Origin of the sequence: Psychromonas arctica (assembly GCF_036697365.1) — a bacterium.
GTDB classification, from domain to species: Bacteria; Pseudomonadota; Gammaproteobacteria; order Enterobacterales; family Psychromonadaceae; genus Psychromonas; species Psychromonas arctica_A.
In genome coordinates this window covers 25900-44269 of record NZ_JBAHZA010000020.1, presented here as the reverse complement: position 1 = coordinate 44269, position 18370 = coordinate 25900, and the positions used below count along the sequence as shown (strand labels likewise).

The window sequence follows — 18370 nt, the reverse complement described above, 5'->3', positions numbered from 1 at the left end:
AATGAGTTTTTAAATGATATTACATACGGTTAGTCGTTCTCCTTTTAGTTCTTTTGCATTATCTGACTGTATTAAGCAGTTGGGGGATTCTGATATTGTGTTGTTACTGAACGATGCGGTGATTGCCAGTGCGGCAAACTCAGAGTTACATGATAAGTTATTGCAACTACATGAAAATAAACGCCTGTTTGTGTTAGCGGCTGATCTTGATGCGCGTGCCATTGATGCAAAATGTGGTGAGGTTATTGATTACAGTGAATTTGTTGCATTAACGGTACAGTGTAAAAGCCAATTAAACTGGGCTTAAACCTCTTTAAAACCTTATTTATCTTGTTGATTTATTAATGCTTTATTAGCCCGTCTTGAATGAGTTTTCTACTACCGACCTATTTTTTTATTGTGTGAGCAAAAACACAATTGCCTAATTATTGACTCGCCATTCTATTCAGCGTAAACTCTTGCGACCCTAATTTATAGGGTTTGATTTTTCACACACACTTAGGAGCTATTTAATAATGGCAACAATTTCACAACTGGTACGCAAACCGCGTAAGGACAAAGTTCAAAAAACTAACGTTCCTGCGCTAGAAGCGTGTCCACAAAAACGTGGTGTATGTACTCGTGTATATACTACTACACCAAAAAAACCTAACTCGGCAATGCGTAAAGTTGCTCGTGTACGTCTAACTAACGGTTTCGAAGTAACTTCGTACATCGGTGGTGAAGGCCATAACTTGCAAGAGCATAGTGTAATCTTGATCCGCGGCGGTCGTGTAAAAGATTTACCGGGTGTTCGTTACCACACAATCCGTGGTGCACTTGATACATCAGGTGTTGCAGCACGTCGTAACGGTCGTTCTAAATACGGTGCTAAAAAGCCTAAATCTTAATACTTTCCGTAAGTAAGGCCAAACAAACACTATTTAATTTTAATATGTTTTGGGTAAAATCCTGAAGCGCACGGAGATAATAAGATGCCAAGAAGACGCGTCGTAGCTACTCGTAAAGTACTACCAGATCCTAAGTTTGGATCAGAAATCCTAACAAAATTCGTTAACGTAGTAATGGTTGACGGAAAAAAATCTATTTCAGAAAAAATCGTTTACGGTGCATTGGAAACTGCAGCTGAAAAAAGCAGCAAAGATCCAATGGAACTTTTTGAAGTAGCTCTAGAAAACATCCGCCCAAGCGTAGAGGTTAAATCTCGTCGTGTTGGTGGTTCAACTTACCAAGTTCCTGTAGAAGTTCGTCCTTCTCGTCGTAATGCTCTTGCAATGCGTTGGTTAGTTGAAGCTTCTCGTAAGCGTGGTGAAAAATCAATGGCATTACGTCTAGCTGGTGAGCTAGTAGATGCAGCAGATAACAAAGGTTCTGCGGTTAAGAAACGTGAAGACGTTCACCGTATGGCTGATGCAAACAAAGCGTTTGCTCACTACCGTTGGTAGAAAGTATTTAGCACAGGCTTTAGCCTGTGCTTTTTCGTTTCTATTTGCACAAAGCTTTATTTAAAAAGGACATTGCATTGTCACGTACTACTCCAATTGAGCGTTACCGTAATATCGGTATTGTAGCTCATGTTGATGCAGGTAAAACTACTACTACAGAGCGTGTATTGTTCTACACTGGCGTATCTCACCGTATTGGTGAAGTTCACGACGGCGCAGCAACAATGGACTGGATGGAGCAAGAGCAGGAGCGTGGTATCACTATCACATCTGCTGCCACTACTACTTTTTGGCAGGGCATGCAAAACCAGTATGAACAGCACCGCATTAATATCATCGATACACCTGGGCATGTAGACTTCACTATTGAAGTTGAACGTTCTTTACGTGTGTTAGATGGCGCTGTAGTTGTATTCTGTGGCACATCAGGTGTAGAACCACAATCAGAGACTGTTTGGCGTCAAGCTAATAAATACCACGTTCCACGTGTTGTATTTGTTAACAAGATGGACAGAACAGGGGCTGACTTTGAGGCTGTGCTTGAGCAAATTCGTAATCGCCTTGGCGCTACTTGTGTACCTATTCATTTGAATATTGGTGCAGAAGAAGAGTTCGAAGGGGTTATTGACCTCATTAAAATGAAAGCAATTAATTGGAACGATGCAGATCAAGGGATGACATTTGAATATAATGATATCCCTGCTGATTTACTAGAGCACGCGCAAGCTTTGCACGAAGAGCTAGTAGATACAGCTGCAGAAGCAAATGATGAACTGATGGAAAAATACCTTGAAGAAGGTGAGCTTTCAGAAGAAGAAATCAAAGCAGGTTTACGTATTCGTACGTTAAATAACGAAATTGTATTAGCGACTTGTGGCAGCGCCTTTAAAAATAAAGGTGTTCAAGCAGTACTTGATGCGGTTGTTGATTATTTACCTTCTCCAGTGGAAGTTGATGCTATTAAAGCTATCAATGCCCACAATGATAAAGAGATTGAATGTCCTGCTTCTGATGATGCACCATTTGCCGCACTCGCATTTAAAATTGCAACAGACCCATTCGTGGGAACGTTAACGTTTATGCGTGTGTACTCAGGCGTAGTTAAGTCTGGTGACCAAGTTTATAATCCTATTAAAGGCAAGAAAGAGCGTTTAGGGCGTATCGTACAGATGCACGCTAACGAACGTAAGGAAGTCAAAGAGGTTCGCGCTGGTGATATCGCCGCTGCGGTTGGCCTTAAAGACGTCACTACGGGGGACACGCTTTGTGTTGCTGGACAGAATATTATACTTGAGCGTATGGATTTCCCTGAACCGGTTATTCAAATCGCGGTTGAGCCTAAAACTAAGGCTGACCAAGATAAATTAACGCTAGCACTAGATAAACTTTCTGCTGAGGATCCTTCATTCCGTGTTGAAACGAATGAAGAGTCTGGACAAATACTGATCTCTGGTATGGGTGAGCTTCACCTTGATATCATTGTTGACCGTATGCGTCGCGAGTTCTCCGTGAACTGTAACGTGGGTAACCCACAAGTAGCTTACCGTGAAACCATCCGTAAATCGGTTGAGATCGAAGGTAAATTTATTCGTCAAGGCGAAGGACCGAGCCACTATGGCCACGTCCAATTAAAATTAGAACCACTTGAAAATGGTGCTGGTTTTGAATTTGTGAACGAAATGGCTGACAATGTATTCCCTAAAGAATACATTCCAGCAGTAAGCAAAGGCTGTGAAGAACAAATGAATCAAGGTGTGCTTGCTGGCTTCCCAATGCTTGACGTTCGAGTAACTTTATTAAATGGTTCTTACCATGAGGTTGACTCTAGCGAAATGGCCTTTAAAATTGCTGCCATGATGGGTTTCAGAGATGGGGCATTAAAAGCTGATGCAACAATCCTTGAGCCTCTGATGAAAGTGGAAGTAACTACTCCAGAAGAATGGATGGGCACTGTAGTCGGGGATCTTAATAGTCGTCGAGGTATTATTGAAGGAATGGACGATGGCCCTGGTGGCGTTAAAATCGTTCATGCTAAAGTACCGCTGTCTGAAATGTTCGGTTATGCAACCGCAGTTCGCTCAGCAACGCAGGGTCGTGCATCATATTCGATGGAATTTTTAGAATATGCCGATGCGCCTAAAAAAATTGCTAACGCAATTATTGAAGCGAAATAAAAAATAAATTAAACTAACGCCTTTCCATGTGATGGCATGTGGAGAGGTATTTACTGATAAAGAAGGTACACACTGTGTCTAAAGAAAAATTTGAACGTAATAAACCACATGTAAACGTAGGTACAATCGGCCACGTTGACCATGGTAAAACTACTTTAACAGCTGCAATCTCTGCTGTATTAACTAAGAAATTTGGTGGCGACACTAAAGATTTCTCTTCTATCGATAATGCTCCAGAAGAGCGTGAACGTGGTATTACAATCAATACTTCTCACATCGAATACGATACAGAAACTCGTCACTACGCACACGTAGACTGTCCTGGACATGCCGATTATGTTAAAAACATGATCACTGGTGCTGCTCAAATGGATGGTGGTATCTTAGTTGTTGCTGCTACAGATGGTCCTATGCCACAAACTCGTGAGCACATCCTACTTTCTCGTCAAGTTGGTGTTCCACACTTAGTTGTTTTCTTAAACAAATGTGACATGGTTGATGATGAAGAGCTACTAGAATTAGTAGAAATGGAAGTTCGTGAACTTCTTTCTGAATACGACTTCCCAGGTGATGACCTACCAGTTATCCTTGGTTCTGCTCTTAAAGCACTTGAAGGTGAAGCTGAGTGGGAAGACAAGATCGTTGAACTTGCTGACGCACTAGATTCTTACATCCCTGAGCCAGAGCGTGACATCGATAAGCCATTCATCCTTCCTATTGAAGATGTATTCTCAATCGCTGGTCGTGGTACTGTTGTTACTGGTCGTGTTGAGCGCGGTATCATCAAAGTTGGTGAGTCTGTAGAAATCGTTGGTCTTAAAGAAACTGTTACTACTACATGTACTGGTGTTGAGATGTTCCGTAAACTTCTTGACGAAGGTCGTGCTGGTGAGAACGTTGGTGTTCTTCTACGTGGTACTAAGCGTGAAGACGTTGAACGTGGTCAAGTTCTAGCTAAGCCTGGTTCTATCAAGCCACACACTAAGTTCGAATCTGAAGTATACGTACTAAGCAAAGATGAAGGTGGTCGTCATACTCCATTCTTCAAAGGTTACCGTCCACAGTTCTACTTCCGTACAACTGACATCACTGGTGCTGTTGAGCTTCCAGAAGGTGTAGAAATGGTAATGCCTGGTGATAACCTTAAGTTCGTTGTTGAACTAATTGGTCCAATCGCTATGGATGAAGGTCTACGTTTCGCTATCCGTGAAGGTGGCCGTACTGTAGGTGCTGGTGTTGTTTCTACTATCATCGAGTAATAATTACTCTTTATAGTTTTTAAACTACATTCAAAAAAGAGAGCTTCGGCTCTCTTTTTTTATGGGTGAAGGAAAGTGTTATTTATTAAAATCTTTTACGTATCATGTTTCGCTATACGTGAAGGTGGTACTATACCTGTAAAAACGTAGGTGCTTGTTTTTACTATCATCGAGTACTACACCTCAAGTAAAGTTACTTCTTATAGTTTTTAAGCTACATTTAAAAAAGAGAGCATCGGCTCTCTTTTTTATGTGCGAAGGAAAATTTTCTACGATGCTAAAAGATAGAGAAAGCTACAGAATGTGTTTCGTACTTTATCGTTAGTAACGACACATTTTTTCATTTCATAATTATCGAAGCTCTATAAAAGTTGTGATACACCTTTTGGTGTTTTATCGATATTAATGAAAATTGTGATACATCTTTTAAGGGGCGCTGGCTTTAGCCTGCAGGGTTTTGTGTGTTGATTTTGGCTTTGAGAGATAAGATAATTAGACACCTAAGGATAAGAGTTAAGGCGTTCTGGTGTTATGCTTTGATTTACTGCTTTGCAAGAAAATAGATATAAAAACTTTAAAATTGACACAAAAAGATCTGCAGGCTAAAAAAAGGGTGCGCGGAGCTTACCCGCTCGTGAGACTAACCTGGCAGTTAATTCGCCCAGCGCCCCTAATATCAAGCTTTGCTTGATAGCTATCGCTACTTTTTGCGTTTGTTTGCAGGTATTACGAAGCATCACCTAGCTTTGTTATTTATATTATCAATGAAAGTTACGACACACCTTTTCATTTTATAACTATCGAAGCTCAATCAAAGTTGTGATACATCTTTTAAGGGGCGCTGGCTTTAGCCTGCAGGGTTTTGTGTGTTGACTTTGACTTCCTCGGACTGGACTAATTAGTCGGCTGAGGAGTAGAGCGAGTTAGACTGCTGAGTTGAAGAAATCAGATATTCTGTGATTATGTGTTGATTGGTTGTGTTGTAATAAAAAATTTAAATACTTTAAAATCTACACAAAAGATATGCAGGCTAAAAAAAGGGTGCGCGGAGCTTACCCGCTCATGAGACTAACCTGGCGGTTAATTCGCCCAGCGCCCCTAATATCAAGCTTTGCTTGATAGCTGTTGCGTTGTGTTATTTATTGGTTCGCTTTGATCATAGAAAGCTAATCGTAGTATGTGATGAATCCTATACTGGCAAGCTGAAGCAGTACCCCATATATTAGATTTCGTCTACTTACTGTTACTTTGTAATATTCGACGCTCGTTGAGCGCTTATTTAAAACTGATCGCTGCGTTGGGCGTTTTTGATTGCATATTCAGGCATTTTAGTTTCTAGTTTGGCTAGTTGTTGTTTGGCTTCTGCTTTGGTTCTTTTGCTTTCAAATACTGTGTTGTAAAGGGCGTGGTAGGCTTCTTCATAATCGTAAGGGCTGCCGTAACCTTGGTTTAGAAGTTTGATATAGCTTATCTTGGCTTTTAAGTGGCCTTGTAAGGCTGCTTCTCTGAAATATCGGATTGCTTTATCTTTATCTTGGATAACTAAGGTGCCGTTATTGTAGTAGCGACCTAATTGCTCTATTGCTGCTAATAATCCTTTGTTAGCCGCTTCGTGTATGTAGTACATGCCTAATGTTGCGTTACGGTCCACACATACGCCCCAGGCGAGCATATCGCCCCATAAGTATACAAATGATGGTTCTTGTATTTTTAAGGCGTGAGCTTCAATATCTTGCACTAATTGACAATCATCAGCTTTGACACGTTGTAGGTGTTTATTTTCTCTGACTAAGGCGTTCAGTTCATCCTGCGTGTAAACCTGGATTACCTCATAGTCTTCCGCTTGAGAAAGGCAACTAGTAAATAGGCTCACTATGAGTAACGACCTTGCGACTGCTTTTATCATAAATTTTTATACCAAGTGAATTATCAACGTGAATATTAACTTATCGGCAGGTTTCATTTTTTCTTAAGCATAAAAAAACCTCTAGCAAGGTAGAGGTTTTTTAGAGTCAAGATAGAAAGAGGGGAGTTAAATCCCACTACCTTGTTCTTCGATAGGATCTTCGTGCAATCCACATTCGCGTTTTAAACCAAAGAAGCGTGTTTCTTCTTCTGTCATACCTAGTTCTAATGGACGAGAGGTCTGTACATCACCTACTGATACATAACCTTGTTCCCATAACGGATGATAACTTAGGTTATTTTCTTGTAGGTAATAGTGAACTTCTTTATTTGCCCAATCGATAATAGGCAAAAACTTAAAGCAATTATTCTGAATGCTTAACACAGCTAAATCTTCACGGCTTGAAGATTGTGAGCGACGTAAACCAGAAAACCAAGTTTTAGCGTTTAGTTCTTTTAAAGCACGTTTCATTGGCTCTACTTTGTTGATCTGGTTGTATTTGGTTAACCCATCTACACCTTGCTCCCAAAGTTTTCCATGACGTGCTTCTTGCCATGCTGGACCATGCTCAGCTTTATAAATCTTTAAGTTTAGGCTTAACTGTTCTGTCAAATCATCAATAAATCGATAAGTTTCAGGAAATAAGTAACCTGTATCAGTCAAGATAATTGGTGTATCGGCTTTTATACTGGTGATCATGTGTAAACAGACGGCCGCTTGAATACCAAAGCTTGATGATAAAACAAATTCACTTTCTAAATTGTCGATCGCCCATTGAACACGCTGTTGAGCGGTCTGTTTTTCTAATAACTGATTAACTTCAGCCAGAGCAGCAGTCTGCTCGGCTTTAGATAATGTTAATAGATGGGCAAGATCTAACGTATTAGGCATGGAAATCCCTAGCTGAAATGACGACTTCAGCGACAATACCTGCGCGGATAACAAAATCACCGAAAGCTTCACCTTCGTTACGTTCTGCAGACCAACGAGCACTTAATGCGTCTATTTCAGCTAATATTGTTGCTTCATCAACATTTTCTTTATAGATTTTAGGCACTCGAGTACCAGCTAAATCTGCACCTAGATACATGTTATATTTACCTGGACCTTTACCGACTAAACCGATTTCAGCCAACATTGCACGACCACAACCGTTCGGACAACCCGTCACACGTAGGATGATGCTTTCGCCTGCTAAGTTGTTCTTTTCTAGAATCGCTTCAACATCATCAACAAGACCTGGTAAGTAACGCTCTGCTTCTGCCATTGCCAATGGGCAAGTAGGGAAAGCAACACAAGCCATTGAGCTCATACGTTGGTTCGATACTTTATCGCTGATTAAACCGTGTTCACGTGCGATTTTTTCGATTGTCGCTTTATTCTTAGGAGCAACGCCAGCAATAATTAAGTTTTGGTTTGCTGTTAAACGGAAATCACCTTGGTGAATTTTAGCGATTTCTCGCATACCTGTTTTTAACTGCTTACCTTCAAATTGATCTGTCGGGAAGTCAAGAATACGACCGTTTTCGATAAATAACGTTAAGTGTTCTTTACCATCAATTCCTTTTACCCAACCAAAGCTATCGCCACGGTGTGTAAATTTATAAGGACGAGAATCTTCAAATTTAATACCTGCACGCGCTTCAACTTCTTCGCGGAATGCATGTGCACCTACACGGTCTAATGTGTATTTCGTTTTAGCATTTTTACGGTTAACACGGTTACCCCAGTCTCGTTGCGTGGTTACAACAGCGGCTGCTATGTCTAATGCTTTCTCTTTAGGAATAAAACCAAAGTCATCAGCACAACGTGGATAAGTCGAATTGTCACCATGAGTCATGGCTAAACCACCACCTACAAGCACGTTAAAACCAATTAATTTACCGTCTTCACTAATTGCAACAAAGTTTAAATCATTGGCATGAAGATCGATGTCATTATTAGGTGGAATCACTACCGTTGTTTTAAATTTACGTGGTAAGTAGTTGCTACCTAAAATTGGTTCAATAACGTCATCTTCTGTTGTTTCAACGCGTTCTTCATCTAACCAAATTTCAGCGTAAGCACGAGTCTTTGGTAGTAAATGTTCACTTAACTTAGTCGCCCACTCGTAAGCTTCTTGATGTAGCTCTGACTCAACTGGGTTAGAAGTACAAAGTACGTTACGGTTAACATCGCCAGCCGTTGCAATTGAATCAAGACCTACACTATTAAGTGTTTGGTGCATTAATTTAATGTTTGGCTTTAGTACGCCGTGAAATTGAAACGTTTGACGCGTAGTTAAACGAATGCTGCCGTAAGATGTATGATCATCAGCAAATTTATCAATCGCTAACCATTGCTCAGTATTAATAATACCGCCAGGTAAACGTGCTCTAAGCATTACGTTGTGTAATGGCTCAAGTTTTTGTTTTTGACGTTCAGCACGAATATCGCGATCATCTTGTTGATACATACCGTGGGTACGTATCAATTGGAAATTATCTGGCGTAAAACCACCCGTCATGCGATCTTGAAGATCTTCTAAAATAGTACCGCGAAGAAAATCACTCTCAGCTTTTAAACGTTCATTGTCGGCATGTTTACCTTCAACAATCAGTACAGGGTTTTCAACTTTTGGTAAATCGTTGCTCATTAGTAGACATCCTTCTGGTAACGCTTGTTAGATCTAAGTGATTTTAAATAATCTTCTGCTTGTTCAGTGCTTAATTTGCCGTGCTCTGCAATGATGTCTAACAAGGTTTGGTGAACATCTTTTGCCATGCGGTTAGCATCGCCACATATATATAAGTGTGCGCCACGTTCTAACCATGCGAATACTTCGCTAGCGTTTTCTTTTAAACGGTCTTGTACGTAAATTTTTTCAGCTTGGTCGCGTGAGAAAGCAACGTCCATTTTCGTTAACAAACCCGATTTTAAGTAATTCTGCCATTCAACTTGGTATAAGAAGTCTTGTGTGAAGGTTTGGTCACCAAAGAACATCCAGTTATCACCTGTTGCATCACGTGCTTCACGCTCTTGCATGAATGCTCTAAATGGCGCAACACCTGTACCTGGGCCGATCATAATAACAGGAGTGTCATCTGATGCAGGTAGACGGAAGTTATCGTTATGCTCAACAAAAACGCGTACTTTTTGGCCTTCTTCTAAACGGTTCGATAAGAAACCAGAAGCGCCACCTGTACGTGTTTTATCGTTAGCGTCATAGCTCACTACACCTACAGTTAAGTGAACTTCTTCTTCTACTTCAGCTTGTGCCGAAGCGATAGAATATAGACGAGGTGTGATTTTACGTAAGGCGTCAACGAAAGTTTGTGCATCAACATCTGCTTTAGCTTGGTTAACAACATCGATAATTTGATGGTTACCTGAGAACTCACGCGCAGCATTTTTATCATTTGCGATAGCTTTTAGTTTATCGTCACCAGATTTCTCAGCCCAAAACTCAATAAATGAAGGTGCTGTTTGGGTAATTTCTAGTTGCGTTAATAGCGCTTCTTTTACGCTAAACTCTGTATCTTCACCAGAAATGCTTAAACTTACTTTGTCATCAGCGCTGTAACCTAATTCAGCGATTAGCTCATCAACCAATGCTTCATCGTTTTCAAACCAGACACCTAAAGCATCACCAGTTTGATAAGTTAAACCTGACTCACCTAAATCAATTTCTATGTGGCGAACGTCTTTCGCTGAATCACGACCAGTAATTTTTTGGCTTAATGCAAACTCAGCAGCATACGGGTTCTGTTTAGAGTACTGACTTGCTGTGCTTGGTGCTGCAATACCTGCAACTGGTACAGATGTTGTTACTTGTGCCATTTCACCTTTTAAGGTTGTTACGACACTTGAGATCCAAGCTTCGCTTTCAGTCTCATAATCAACATCACAGTCAACGCGAGGTGCTAATTGACTTGCGCCTAACGCTTTTAAGCGCTCATCAAAGTCTTTACCTGTTTGACAGAAAAATTCGTAACTGCTGTCACCTAATGCTAATACGCTGTATTTTAGTTCAGGTAATTTAGGTGCTTTTTTACCTAATAAGAATTCGTGGAACTCAATCGCATCATCTGGCGCTTCACCTTCACCATTAGTACTAGCAACAATTAATAAATGAGTTTCATTTTTTAATGCTTTTGCTTTGTAGTCAGCGGTGTTTTTAAGAACCACATTAAGACCTGCTGCTTTTGCGCTTTCAGCAAGTTGACTCGCTACACCTTTCGCATTACCCGTTTGTGACGCGTAAAGGATAGTTAACGTTTGACCTGCACTTTGTGTAGGAGCTGCAGCTGTTACTGGACCTTGGCTTACGCCTGCTAGGTAACCACTAACCCATGCAGTTTGTACTGCATCTAAGCCTGCTGTTGCTTGTTGCAACTGAGCCAATTGTGACTCAGATAAAGGCGATGTTAAAGCCGATAAATTGTTAAGTGCCATGAAGTAATTTCCACTATTACATTAAGATAAGCGGAGTTTACGCGAGGTTATGTAGACAACGAAAGAATAAAAGTTACTCTTTTATAACTAAATGGCATTTAAAGTGTAGGGTTAATAATCATTATCATTTAAAAGCTTTTTAAAGCCGAAATAATACAATTTAGAGAGTAAGTTGAGAAGAAGACTATATATATTGTTTGTGTAGAGGATTAAAAAAGCCACTAAGAGATAACTGTTAGTGGCTTTAACAAAACCTAAATAGGTTATTATAAATGAGTTATTAGAAGTGTACTTCTACACCCGCAAATAAACCTTTTACTTCTTGTACACTATTAGTGTGGTTAAGATCTAACTCTTGTAGTTTGTAACCAACACGAGCAGAAACGTTAATAAATGGTGAATCTGGGTTGAATGTATAAGCTAAGCCAATTTCAGTATCCAGGTAATCGTCGCTAGTGACTGACCCTGCAATCACTTCTGCAAAGGCATGCATGCTTACACCTGGTACGTGTAATTTAGCCGCACCGTACGCTTGTGCAATAGAAGCACTTTCATTAAATCCATCTGCATCTGTGTAAGCTACACCTAAATCAATTTCTACTAGGTCATTATCTAAAATTTCGTAGTATAAGATAGCGTTTCTCGCTTGACTATCATCAGTAGTAAAGTCATCGTTTTGTAGATCTGAAAACTTAATCTTACCGTTTGGAAGAAGTGGGATGAAATGCTCAAATGCAATGTAACCTGAGATGTTATTTGAACGATCTGACTGGCCTTGGTATGTTGTTTCGTTAGTATTGTAATCAATACCAGCATAAACACCTAAGAAATCAGCCATTGCTGGCATGCTCATTGTAGCTGCTACCGCAGCGGCTAAAATTTGTTTTTTCATAATAGGAAATTCCTTTGTGATCTCAATTATTATTGGTGCTTAGTATCTGCTGTTTTGTGAGACATTGTAATTTTTTGTATTGGCGCAGTGATGTCTATTGCATCTCCATTATCAAAATAGAGTGTAATATCAACACTGTCACCGGCAACCAAATCATTTTTTAAACCTAAAAACATGACGTGGTAACCACCAGGTTGTAACTGTACGCTATTATGCCCCTTTATGAGTATAGACTCAACTTGGCGCATTTTCATTAATCCTGCTTCACTAATGTGTGTATGAAGTTCTACACGATCTGCTATGTCACTGCTGACTGAGACTAGTTTAACACTCTCTTCACTCTGGTTTTCTATCGTTAGAAAAGCAGCACTGTTTTTAACATGTGGTGGGGTTGCTCTAACATATTGATCAGTTACAGTTAATTCTGCAGCTAAACTATTTAGCGAAAATAAGAGAGAGCAAATAACTAAACCTAAACGACTCATGATTTTTCCTTGTCATGTTTAAAGAAGTAATAATAAATAAGATAGCCGAGTAGTATCCAAACACCAAATTTAAATAAAAAAGAAAGTGCGCCAACTAAGATAAAACAGGCAATCATGATAACCGCAATAACCACTAAGCTTAGTACGGATATACCAAACATAAACAGCACAAATGCGGACATTAGTAGTGCAAAAAGTTCAAACATTTGAATCTCCTATAATAGCAAGTAGATGACTTCATATATTGCTGTTGATTGATATTAGATCGTCATATACAAAAAATGCAAAGCACAGTGACTGTACTTTGCATTAATTATACTGATATTAACTTAAATTACTCAGAGACTTTGTCTTTTAAGCTAATTAGCTAAGTTAAGCTCGTAATGACTTATCGCCACGAGCAATACCACACACACCAGAACGAACGACCTCTATAATCTCGCTACATTCATCCATAGTTGCTACAAAAGCATCTAGTTTTGAACCTGCGCCAGTTAACTGGATCGTGTATAAGTTTTGTGTAATATCAACGATTTGACCACGATAAATGTCGCTTGTACGCTTAACTTCTTCACGTGCTTCAGCGCTAACGGTACGCACTTTGACAAGTAATAATTCACGTTCAACATGCGGTGTTTGAGTTAGTTCAGAAACACGTAATACATCAACTAATTTATGTAATTGTTTCATCATTTGTTCAAGCGTTGCATTATCAACTACATCGGTAGTGATCGTCATACGTGACAAAGTGTTATCGTTGGTTGGCGATACTGTCAGTGATTCAATGTTATAAGCACGTTGTGCGAATAAACCTACAACACGTGCAAGTGAGCCTGATTCATTTTCGATTAATACAGAAATAATTCTACGCATCAGTTTGCTCCGTTTTGCTTAGGTACATGTCTTCCATACTGCCGAATTTAACTTGCATTGGATAAACGTGCTCTTCAGGGTCAATTGCAACATCTACAAACACTACACGTTCTTTTAATTCAAATGCACGTGTTAGTGCTGGCTCAAGCTCATCAATCGTATCTACTTTAATACCAATATGGTTATAAGCTTCTGATAACTTAACGAAATCAGGCACACTATCCATGTAAGAATGAGATTGACGACCACCGTAGAACATCTTTTGCCACTGTTTTACCATGCCTAATGAACGATTATTTAGTAGTAAGATAACAACAGGAATGTTGTATTGCATACACGTTGATAACTCTTGAATATTCATCTGAATAGAGCCGTCACCAGTAACACAAACAACAGGGCGGTCAGGGTGTGCAATTTTACAACCCATTGCCGCCGGTAAGCCAAAGCCCATTGTGCCGGCACCACCAGAGTTAATCCATTGGCGAGGTTCTTTAAATGGGTAATATTGTGCAGCAACCATTTGGTGCTGACCAACATCAGATGTCACGATCGCATCACCATTGGTTACCTTGTATAAGCATTCAATTACTTGTTGTGGTTTGATATGAGTATCACATGTTTTATAGGCTAGGCAGTCTTTCGCGCGCCATTCATTAATTTGCTCCCACCAAGCATTGATATCTTTACTGTCGTTAGTCGCTTTAGTTTCATCAATTAGATCTAACATCTGTTGTAATACCACTTCAACACTACCAACGATTGGTAAGTCTGCATGAATATTCTTTGAAATAGAGGTCGGGTCGATATCAATGTGCATAATTTTTGCGTCTGGACAGAATTTATCAACATTGTTAGTTACTCGGTCATCAAAACGAGCACCACATGCAAAGATTAAATCTGCATTATGCATTGAACGGTTTGCTTCATAAGTGCCGTGCATACCTAACATACCAATAAATTGCTCGTGCTCACCAGGGAATGCACCAAGACCCATTAAGGTATTTGTTACTGGTAAGTTTAATTTTTCAGCAAGTTCTATTACTTGTTTAGAAGCGTTGGCAATGATTGCGCCACCACCTACATATAAAACAGGTTTTTTAGCACTAACTAATGCCGCAACAGCACGTTTGATTTGACCTTTATGACCACTAAGTGTTGGATTGTATGAACGTAAGCTAACACTTTCAGGGTATTCATATGGGAATTTATTTAGTGGGTTTTGTACATCTTTTGGTAGGTCAATAACAACCGGGCCAGGTCGGCCTGTAGATGCAATATAAAACGCTTTTTTGATCGCCTTTGGAATATCTTCCGCAGTACGACAAGAGAAACTGTGTTTTACAACTGGGCGAGAAACACCAATCATATCAGTTTCTTGGAAGGCATCATCGCCAATCCAAAAAGTAGGTACTTGACCAGATAGAACAACTAATGGAATAGAATCCATGTAAGCTGTTGCAATACCGGTAATACAGTTTGTAGCGCCTGGGCCAGCTGTAACTAATACACAGCCAACTTTACCCGTTGAACGTGAATAAGCATCTGCCATGTGTACAGCAGCTTGTTCATGACGTACTAAAAAGTGTTCAATTTTATCTGATTGAAAGATTGCGTCGTATATATCTAATACTGAACCGCCAGGGTAGCCAAAGATATGTTCGATACCTTCGTCCTGTAAAGAGCGCACTACCATTTCTGCGCCTGAGAGCATTTCCATGAGTTGTATCCTTATACAATCGGTTAATTGCGTCGTTTTCTACCTGTATCGGGTAGAAGCGAACCTTGTGTAAATGAACCACTAACACTTAGTTAATGGAACACTAACTTTACGTTAATCAGATTAAAATGCATCTTATAATTGTTATTTATTGGTCTTTTTTATCGACTTATTTGCGCTTTAACCACTTTTTATAAGTCTACCTTAGATTTTTATATTTTCACCTTACTAGCCATTTTGGACGTTTCAGTGGTTTTTGTAATCCAATCCTGCATTCCCTGCGTATTACGATAACAGATTAGGGGGATATATAACTTTATTAGTATTTAATAAATATTGTTACACCGAACTCCTTACAAATTCTCATTGTTCTCTATTTATTTACGTAATAATTGGTTAAAATTCGGCTCTTTTTATTAATAAAACAAATAGTGAGTATTGATGTTTGAAGTAAACCCAATTCTTAATCAACTTAAAGACCTAACTGAGCGTGCTGAAATGCTTAGGGGGTACCTTTGACTACGACGCTAAATTAGAGCGTTTAGAAGAGGTAAGTCGCGAACTAGAATCATCTGATGTATGGAATGATCCTGACTATGCTCAAGCGTTAGGTAAAGAGCGTAGTAGTCTTGAATTAGTGGTAAAAACCATTGACGCTTTAACCGCCGGTACTGACGACATTGAAATGTTGGTGGAAATGGCTGTTGAGGAAAATGACCAAGATACTTTTGATGAAGCAATTAAAGAAGCAAATGACTTAGAAAAGCAATTAGAAGTGCTGGAATTTCGTCGTATGTTTTCTGGTAAGCAGGATGCGTGCTCTTGTTATCTTGATATTCAATCAGGCTCTGGCGGTACAGAAGCACAAGATTGGGCGAATATGCTGCTGCGTATGTATTTACGCTGGGGTGAAGCGAACGGCTATAAAACAGAATTAATGGAAGCAACGCCTGGTGATGTCGCTGGGATAAAAGGTGCGACTATTCGTTTTAGCGGAGAATATGCTTATGGTTGGTTACGTACAGAAACCGGAGTACATCGTTTAGTACGAAAATCACCTTTCGATTCATCTGGTAAACGTCATACATCATTTGCTTCTGCTTTTATTTATCCTGAGATTGATGACAATATTGATATTCAGATTAATCCAGCAGACTTACGTATTGACGTATATCGTGCCTCTGGTGCAGGTGGTCAGCATGTTAATACAACTGAATCTGCGGTACGTATTACTCATACGCCAACCAATATTGTTGTACAATGTCAAAATGATCGCTCACAGCATAAAAATAAAGACCAAGCGATGAAGCAGCTTCGCGCTAAACTCTATGAGCATGAGTTGCAGTTGCAGAATGCAGAGAAACAAATTAACGAAGACGGTAAATCAGATATTGGATGGGGTAGTCAGATACGCTCTTACGTATTAGACGATTCTCGCATTAAAGATTTACGTACTGGTGTTGAAAACCGTAATACGCAAGTGGTGTTAGACGGTGATTTAAATAAATTTATTGAAGCCAGCTTAAAATCAGGTTTGTGATTTAACGTTAGGCTTGAAATAACAATCATTTTAAAAATTGAAGTAAAAGATAGGAACTATCATGTCAGAGCAAAACAAAGCAGAAGCACCACAAGTCGAGTTAAGCGAAATTCTCGCGCAACGTTTAACTAAATTAGATGCAATGCGTGAAAAGGGGCAAGCTTTTCCAAATGATTTCCGTCGTGAAAATATCTCTGACGATCTACATAAGCTATACGATGCAAAAAGCAAAGAAGAGCTAGAAGAGCTTGCTATTGAAGTAAGTGTTGCTGGTCGTATGATGACACGTCGTATTATGGGTAAAGCAAGTTTTGCGACTATCCAAGATATGGGCGGCCAAGTACAGGTTTATGTTGCACGCGATAACTTAGCAGAAGGTTTTTACAACACTGAATTCAAAAAATGGGATTTGGGCGATATCGTAGGTGCAAAAGGTGTTTTATTCAAAACACAAACTGATGAACTAAGTATCAAAGTGTCAGAAATTCGTATCCTGACTAAAGCATTACGTCCATTACCGGACAAGTTCCACGGCTTATCAGATACGGAAGCGTGTTACCGCCAACGTTACCTTGATTTAATTGCTAATGAAGAGTCTCGTAAAACATTTATTTTACGTAACAAAATCGTTAACGCGATTCGTACTTACTTAAACGACCGTCAGTTTATGGAAGTAGAAACGCCTATGTTACAAGCGATTCCAGGTGGTGCGACAGCTCGTCCATTTGAAACATTCCATAATGCGTTAGACTTACCTATGTACTTACGTATTGCGCCTGAGTTAAATCTTAAGCGTTTAGTGGTTGGTGGTTTTGAGCGTGTATTCGAAATCAACCGTAGCTTCCGTAACGAAGGTGTTTCAACACGCCATAACCCAGAATTCACTATGATTGAGTTCTATCAAGCATATGCTGATTACATTGATTTAATGAACTTAACAGAAGATATGTTACGCACTATTACTGAAAATGTATTAGGTTCAAGCATCGTTAAATACGGCGAAGAAGAATTTGATTTTGGTAAGCCATTTGTACGTCTAACAATGAAAGAGTCAATCCTTGAGTACAATGAAGGTATTGAAGCTGCTGAGTTAGACAGTATGGAAGGCTTAAAAGCATTAGCTAAGCGTTTGGATATTCATCTGAAAGATAGCTGGGGCGAAGGTAAAGTGTTAACAGAGATTTTTGAAGAGACTGCTGAGCATAAGTTAATGCAGCCTACATTCATTACTGCTTACCCAGCAGAAGTTTCACCGTTAGCACGTCGTAACGATGATAACCCTGATGTAACAGATCGTTTTGAGTTCTTCGTAGGTGGCCGTGAATTAGCAAATGGTTTCTCTGAGCTGAATGATGCACAGGATCAAGCACAACGTTTCATGGATCAAGTTGCTCAAAAAGAATCTGGTGATGATGAAGCGATGTTCTACGATGCAGATTACATTACTGCTTTAGAGCACGGTTTACCACCAACGGCTGGTGAAGGTATTGGTATCGACCGTTTAGTGATGTTATTTACAGATAGTCATACTATTCGTGATGTACTGCTATTCCCGCATATGCGTCCACAAGCAAAATAATATAAACATTAATATAATAGTCGTTTATAAACTAAGCCTCGTTGATACGGGGCTTTTTTGTGCCTA

General features: G+C 39.6%; 16 protein-coding genes. 7 read left to right on the top strand and 9 right to left on the bottom strand.

The window, feature by feature from the left end; genetic code table 11:
• Positions 1 to 13: 13 nt before the first annotated feature.
• From tusB to tuf, 5 genes are all read left to right on the top strand, one after another.
• The gene (gene tusB / locus V5290_RS16090; protein ID WP_333388112.1) at positions 14 to 307 is read left to right on the top strand and encodes a sulfurtransferase complex subunit TusB; all 294 of its coding nucleotides are present in this window, start codon (positions 14 to 16) and stop codon (positions 305 to 307) included.
• A gap of 208 nt (positions 308 to 515) precedes the next feature.
• Positions 516 to 890 carry a 30S ribosomal protein S12 gene (gene rpsL / locus V5290_RS16085; RefSeq protein ID WP_025565709.1) on the top strand — a complete coding sequence of 125 codons (375 nt, stop codon included), beginning with the start codon at positions 516 to 518 and terminating at the stop codon, positions 888 to 890.
• 84 nt (positions 891 to 974) lie between these two features.
• Positions 975 to 1445 carry a 30S ribosomal protein S7 gene (rpsG, locus tag V5290_RS16080; RefSeq protein ID WP_113820545.1) on the top strand — a complete coding sequence of 157 codons (471 nt, stop codon included), beginning with the start codon at positions 975 to 977 and terminating at the stop codon, positions 1443 to 1445.
• Positions 1446 to 1522: 77 nt separating this feature from the next.
• Entirely contained in the window at positions 1523 to 3619 is a 2097-nt protein-coding gene (gene fusA / locus V5290_RS16075) for an elongation factor G (protein ID WP_333388106.1), read from the top strand.
• Between the two features lie 74 nt (positions 3620 to 3693).
• Positions 3694 to 4878 carry an elongation factor Tu gene (tuf, locus tag V5290_RS16070; protein ID WP_333388103.1) on the top strand — a complete coding sequence of 395 codons (1185 nt, stop codon included), beginning with the start codon at positions 3694 to 3696 and terminating at the stop codon, positions 4876 to 4878.
• 1279 nt (positions 4879 to 6157) lie between these two features.
• Here the strand turns inward: tuf and V5290_RS16065 are convergent.
• The 9 genes from V5290_RS16065 to V5290_RS16025 all read right to left on the bottom strand — a co-directional run bounded on the left by V5290_RS16065 (position 6158) and on the right by V5290_RS16025 (position 15185).
• Positions 6158 to 6784 (bottom strand): flagellar protein MotX, encoded by a 627-nt coding sequence (locus V5290_RS16065; protein WP_333388100.1) that lies wholly within the window; start codon positions 6782 to 6784, stop codon positions 6158 to 6160.
• Between the two features lie 126 nt (positions 6785 to 6910).
• Positions 6911 to 7675 (bottom strand): phosphoadenylyl-sulfate reductase, encoded by a 765-nt coding sequence (locus tag V5290_RS16060; protein ID WP_333388097.1) that lies wholly within the window; start codon positions 7673 to 7675, stop codon positions 6911 to 6913.
• Positions 7668 to 9419 carry an assimilatory sulfite reductase (NADPH) hemoprotein subunit gene (cysI, locus tag V5290_RS16055; RefSeq protein ID WP_333388094.1) on the bottom strand — a complete coding sequence of 584 codons (1752 nt, stop codon included), beginning with the start codon at positions 9417 to 9419 and terminating at the stop codon, positions 7668 to 7670. Before cysI ends, V5290_RS16060 begins: the two co-directional genes overlap by 8 nt.
• Positions 9419 to 11218, bottom strand: a complete 1800-nt coding sequence (locus tag V5290_RS16050; protein WP_333388091.1) for an assimilatory sulfite reductase (NADPH) flavoprotein subunit — start codon at positions 11216 to 11218, stop codon at positions 9419 to 9421. Before V5290_RS16050 ends, cysI begins: the two co-directional genes overlap by 1 nt.
• Before the next feature lie 280 nt (positions 11219 to 11498).
• Positions 11499 to 12110 (bottom strand): TIGR04219 family outer membrane beta-barrel protein, encoded by a 612-nt coding sequence (locus V5290_RS16045; protein WP_333388088.1) that lies wholly within the window; start codon positions 12108 to 12110, stop codon positions 11499 to 11501.
• Positions 12111 to 12139: 29 nt separating this feature from the next.
• Positions 12140 to 12595, bottom strand: coding sequence for a copper chaperone PCu(A)C (locus V5290_RS16040; RefSeq protein ID WP_333388085.1), 456 nt, complete (start codon positions 12593 to 12595; stop codon positions 12140 to 12142).
• A complete protein-coding gene (locus V5290_RS16035; RefSeq protein ID WP_333388082.1) occupies positions 12592 to 12801 on the bottom strand; it encodes a hypothetical protein in 210 nt (69 codons plus the stop codon). The genes V5290_RS16040 and V5290_RS16035 overlap by 4 nt, the downstream gene beginning before the upstream one ends.
• Before the next feature lie 166 nt (positions 12802 to 12967).
• On the bottom strand, positions 12968 to 13468 hold the full coding sequence (ilvN, locus tag V5290_RS16030; protein WP_333388078.1) for an acetolactate synthase small subunit: 501 nt from the start codon (positions 13466 to 13468) through the stop codon (positions 12968 to 12970).
• Positions 13461 to 15185, bottom strand: a complete 1725-nt coding sequence (locus V5290_RS16025; RefSeq protein ID WP_333388075.1) for an acetolactate synthase 3 large subunit — start codon at positions 15183 to 15185, stop codon at positions 13461 to 13463. Before V5290_RS16025 ends, ilvN begins: the two co-directional genes overlap by 8 nt.
• 441 nt (positions 15186 to 15626) lie before the next feature.
• Here V5290_RS16025 and prfB point away from each other — a divergent pair.
• Together prfB and lysS are read left to right on the top strand one after the other, a co-directional pair.
• Positions 15627 to 16725, top strand: a protein-coding gene (gene prfB / locus V5290_RS16020) for a peptide chain release factor 2 (RefSeq protein WP_333388072.1) whose coding sequence is annotated in 2 segments (ribosomal slippage) — positions 15627 to 15701 and positions 15703 to 16725 — 1098 coding nt in all. Because the reading frame shifts where the segments join, the coding sequence is not laid out codon by codon here.
• Positions 16726 to 16786: 61 nt separating this feature from the next.
• Positions 16787 to 18304, top strand: a complete 1518-nt coding sequence (gene lysS / locus V5290_RS16015) for a lysine--tRNA ligase (RefSeq protein ID WP_333388069.1) — start codon at positions 16787 to 16789, stop codon at positions 18302 to 18304.
• Positions 18305 to 18370 lie beyond the last annotated feature (66 nt).

Excerpts from the sequence above, each read along its gene's own strand:
- V5290_RS16045 (WP_333388088.1), bottom strand. The coding sequence starts at position 12,110 with ATGAAAAAACAAATTTTAGCCGCTGCGGTAGCAGCTACAATGAGCATG.
- V5290_RS16040 (WP_333388085.1), bottom strand. The coding sequence starts at position 12,595 with ATGAGTCGTTTAGGTTTAGTTATTTGCTCTCTCTTATTTTCGCTAAAT.
- V5290_RS16065 (WP_333388100.1), bottom strand. The coding sequence starts at position 6,784 with ATGATAAAAGCAGTCGCAAGGTCGTTACTCATAGTGAGCCTATTTACT.
- V5290_RS16035 (WP_333388082.1), bottom strand. The coding sequence starts at position 12,801 with ATGTTTGAACTTTTTGCACTACTAATGTCCGCATTTGTGCTGTTTATG.
- V5290_RS16060 (WP_333388097.1), bottom strand. The coding sequence starts at position 7,675 with ATGCCTAATACGTTAGATCTTGCCCATCTATTAACATTATCTAAAGCC.
- V5290_RS16050 (WP_333388091.1), bottom strand. The coding sequence starts at position 11,218 with ATGGCACTTAACAATTTATCGGCTTTAACATCGCCTTTATCTGAGTCA.
- V5290_RS16025 (WP_333388075.1), bottom strand. The coding sequence starts at position 15,185 with ATGGAAATGCTCTCAGGCGCAGAAATGGTAGTGCGCTCTTTACAGGAC.
- ilvN (WP_333388078.1), bottom strand. The coding sequence starts at position 13,468 with ATGCGTAGAATTATTTCTGTATTAATCGAAAATGAATCAGGCTCACTT.
- cysI (WP_333388094.1), bottom strand. The coding sequence starts at position 9,419 with ATGAGCAACGATTTACCAAAAGTTGAAAACCCTGTACTGATTGTTGAA.
- lysS (WP_333388069.1), top strand. The coding sequence starts at position 16,787 with ATGTCAGAGCAAAACAAAGCAGAAGCACCACAAGTCGAGTTAAGCGAA.
- rpsG (WP_113820545.1), top strand. The coding sequence starts at position 975 with ATGCCAAGAAGACGCGTCGTAGCTACTCGTAAAGTACTACCAGATCCT.
- tusB (WP_333388112.1), top strand. The coding sequence starts at position 14 with ATGATATTACATACGGTTAGTCGTTCTCCTTTTAGTTCTTTTGCATTA.
- rpsL (WP_025565709.1), top strand. The coding sequence starts at position 516 with ATGGCAACAATTTCACAACTGGTACGCAAACCGCGTAAGGACAAAGTT.